This is a genomic window from Compostibacillus humi, from assembly GCF_014637175.1.
In the GTDB taxonomy this organism is placed as follows: Bacteria; Bacillota; Bacilli; order Bacillales; family Amphibacillaceae; genus Oceanobacillus; species Oceanobacillus humi.
On the sequence record NZ_BMEV01000158.1, the window covers coordinates 1 to 788 of the forward strand.

1 protein-coding gene is annotated in these 788 nt (G+C 32.0%); it reads left to right on the plus strand.

Annotated elements, in window-relative coordinates:
* Positions 1-102 precede the first annotated feature (102 nt).
* Positions 103-684 (plus strand): recombinase family protein, encoded by a 582-nt coding sequence (locus IEV18_RS17075; RefSeq protein ID WP_188393521.1) that lies wholly within the window; start codon positions 103-105, stop codon positions 682-684.
* Positions 685-788: the final 104 nt, after the last annotated feature.

The window sequence follows — 788 nt, forward strand, 5'->3', positions numbered from 1 at the left end:
CTACCGCTGTGGCTCTGTGTTTAACCTAGAGATAGAAGTTTTATCAACTAAAATAAGCAGGCTAACTTTTCTACCGGAAATAGGGTTATTTACACAAAATTATTGACACACCCCGAAGAGTATGCTGATATTTTAAATGAAAATGAGTTAAAAAAATACCGTAAAAAAGGATCAGAAGAAAATTACAAAGGGATATACTTCAACAGCAAAAAAGTCTGGAGAATTCTTAGAAATCCATCTTATACTGGTTATATGGTTAAGAATAGAAGAAAAAGAATTACTAAGAAAAGAAGATCAGATAATCCAGTTGAGGAATGGTATTGGAGTAAGAATTTTAGAGAAGGAAAGGAACCTGATTTCACTCCAATTGTTCCGTTTGAAACATGGGAGAAAGTTCAACAAAAACTACAGGAAAGAAAGCCTAAACAAAAGCACTATGACCCTCAAAGAGAAAATAGTCCCTATTTACTTTCCAGTATGTTGAAATGTAATGAATGTGGTAGAGCTATGAATGGCACATACACATTGGGAAAAGTAAAAAAAGATGGGACACGTTCTAAGTTTTATTATTACAAATGTGATGTAGCAATAAAAAGTAAAGGTCAAAACTGTAGTAATAAGAAATTGGTGCGTTGTGAAAAGGTTGATAATATAGTTCTTGACATATTTGGTAATCAGCGCTGAAGAGTAAAAATTCTTCGTGATAATTTTCTACAAAGTATACCCCAAAATATACGAAATATGGGATAATATGGTTATATTAAACAGCTAAATTAGTATATTTTGGG